Source organism: Neisseria sp. P0022.S010 (genome assembly GCF_051956635.1).
On the sequence record NZ_JBQCXF010000392.1, the window covers coordinates 1 to 2,798 of the forward strand.

A 2,798-nucleotide genomic window follows, 5' to 3' on the forward strand; every position below is an offset into this window, starting at 1 on the left:
AATCTGTTTATTGCTTATTTGATACTGCTACCGATACGGCTGAGTTCGCCAAAGTTCATCCAAACAAAGAAGGCTTTACCGACAATCAGTTTATCATCAACAAATCCCCAATAACGGGAATCGGCGCTGTTGTCGCGGTTGTCGCCCATCGCGAAATAACGGCCTTCGGGAACTTTACAGATAAAGCCATTGCCGTCTTCTGCGTATTCGCAATTTTCCAAACCGCTTGCTTCAAGCGAGTAATTGCTTTCAGGCATCACTTCGGAGGTGTATTTGTTCAATACAGCAATAGATACGGAAGGCTGACCGGCCTCTTTGACAACGTCAAAGTTTTTGCCGTTCAAGGCAGTATGAAAACGCTCAAGCGTATGAATCATAGACGGATCGGTATCATCTGCGTATTGATAATTGCCGTTTGGTTTTTCGGAAATAATTTCACCGTTAACAGTCAAAACCTTATCACGGTATTCCACAACGTCGCCCGGAATACCGACGATGCGCTTGATATAATTCATCTCAGGCTGAAGTGGGTAATTGAACACCACGACATCGCCTCGGGCAATGTTGCCGACAGGGATAATGACCTTATTCAAAATCGGCAGGCGGATACCGTAAGAGAATTTGTTCACCAAGATAAAATCGCCTTTGACCAAGCCCGGACGCATGGAGCTGGACGGAATTTGGAACGGCTCGGCAATAAAGCTGCGCAACACAAAGATAACTAAGATGATGGGGAAAAAACCACCCATATAGTCGGTAAAATGCGCATTGTCTTCGCCGGTCTCGCTTTTTTTCAGACGGCCTTTATGGATTGCCCAAACAATACCGGTGAACACGACAAACACCAGCAATACGGCGGTAAAGCTCATAAACTCGGACAAAATGCCGAATACGCCGACCATGCACAGGAGATAACTCCATTGTAGGCCGGAGCTCCATTCGCCGTTTTCCTGACGCTCTTTGCTGCTTTTGAAGTTGAGGAACAAGCCGGCCAGCAGTACAACGATTGCGCCTAAAGTTAGATTTATACTCATTATTTATCACTCACTTGCAGAATCGCCAAGAACGCGCTTTGCGGGATTTCCACATTGCCCACTTGTTTCATGCGGCGTTTGCCTGCTTTTTGTTTTTCAAGAAGTTTTTTCTTACGCGTAATATCGCCGCCGTAACATTTCGCCAAAACGTTTTTACGCAGTGCTTTAACGTTTTCGCGGGCGATAATCTGACTGCCGATGGCGGCCTGTACGGCAATATCAAACATCTGGCGCGGAATCAGTTCGCGCATTTTCGATGCCAGCTCGCGACCGCGGTGAACGGCACTTTGACGGTGCACAATCAGGCTCAGGGCATCGACTTTTTCGCCGTTAACCATAATGTCGAGCTTAATCAAATCAGACGGTTGGAATTCTTTGAAATGGTAGTCCAAAGAAGCATAACCGCGCGAAGTGGATTTGAGTTTGTCGAAGAAGTCCATCACGACTTCGTTCATCGGCAAATCATAAGTCAGCATGACTTGGCGACCCATGTATTGCATATTGACCTGAACGCCGCGCTTTTGGTTACACAAAGTCATGACATTGCCGACATATTCCTGCGGCACAAGAATGGTCGCCGTGATAATCGGCTCAAGAATGGTTTCGATGGTGCTGATTTCAGGCAGTTTGGACGGGTTTTCAACTTCGATTTTCTCGCCGTTTTTCAACACAACCTCATAAACCACCGTTGGCGCAGTGGTAATCAAGTCCATGTCGAACTCGCGCTCCAAACGCTCCTGCACGATTTCCAAGTGTAACAGGCCCAAGAAGCCGCAACGGAAGCCGAAGCCCAATGCTTGGGAAACTTCAGGCTCAAATTTCAACGAAGCATCGTTCAGCTGCAATTTTTCCAGAGCATCGCGCAAAGCCTCATAGTCGTGGCTTTCCACCGGATAAAGACCTGCAAATACCTGGCTTTGTACTTCTTGGAAGCCGGGCAGCGGTTCAGAGGCAGGGTTGGCAACCAAAGTAACCGTATCGCCGACTTTTGCCTGACCCAATTCTTTTACGCCGGTAATCAAAAAGCCTACTTCGCCAGCTTTGAGTTCTTGTTTTTGAACTGATTTTGGCGTGAATACGCCCAGCTGCTCAACCTGCGTTTCCGCCTTGGTGCTCATAAAGCGCACTTTGTCTTTCAGCTTGATGGTGCCGTTTTTCACACGAATCAGCATGACCACGCCAACGTAGTTGTCAAACCACGAATCGACAATAACTGCTTGCAACGGCGCATTTTCATCGCCAGTCGGCGCAGGGATTTTGGCAACGATTTCTTCCAAAACATCTTCCACACCAATGCCGCTTTTGGCAGAACACTGCACCGCGCCAACGGCATCAATGCCGATAATGTCTTCAATTTCCTGCTCCACGCGCTCGGGTTCTGCAGCAGGCAAGTCGATTTTGTTCAAAACAGGCACAACTTCCACGCCCAAATCAATCGCGGTATAACAGTTCGCCACGGTTTGCGCTTCTACACCTTGAGACGCATCGACCACCAAAAGCGCGCCTTCGCAAGCCGACAGCGAACGGGATACTTCATAAGAGAAGTCGACGTGTCCCGGAGTATCAATCAGATTGAGCTGATACACCTGCCCATCGCGTGCTTTATAGTTGAGCGCGGCGGTTTGTGCTTTAATGGTAATGCCGCGCTCTTTTTCGATGTCCATGGAGTCGAGCACCTGCGTACTCATTTCGCGCAAATCCAAACCGCCGCAGTATTGGATAAAACGGTCGGCAAGCGTCGATTTACCATGGTCGATGTGGGCA

2 protein-coding genes are annotated in these 2,798 nt (G+C 48.5%); both read right to left on the reverse strand.

All coding sequences use genetic code 11. From position 1 onward, the window contains the following. Positions 1-14: 14 nt before the first annotated feature. Entirely contained in the window at positions 15-1,034 is a 1,020-nt protein-coding gene (gene lepB, locus ACTHUT_RS17190) for a signal peptidase I (protein ID WP_250600916.1), read from the reverse strand. Continuing rightward, positions 1,034-2,798 (reverse strand): translation elongation factor 4 (lepA, locus tag ACTHUT_RS17195; RefSeq protein ID WP_440419177.1); only part of this gene is annotated, 1,765 nt, incomplete at its 5' end. The genes lepA and lepB, both read right to left, overlap by 1 nt.

What these genes read in the sequence shown, in the direction of transcription:
- lepB (WP_250600916.1), bottom strand. Translation starts at nt 1,034, where the DNA reads ATGAGTATAAATCTAACTTTAGGCGCAATCGTTGTACTGCTGGCCGGC.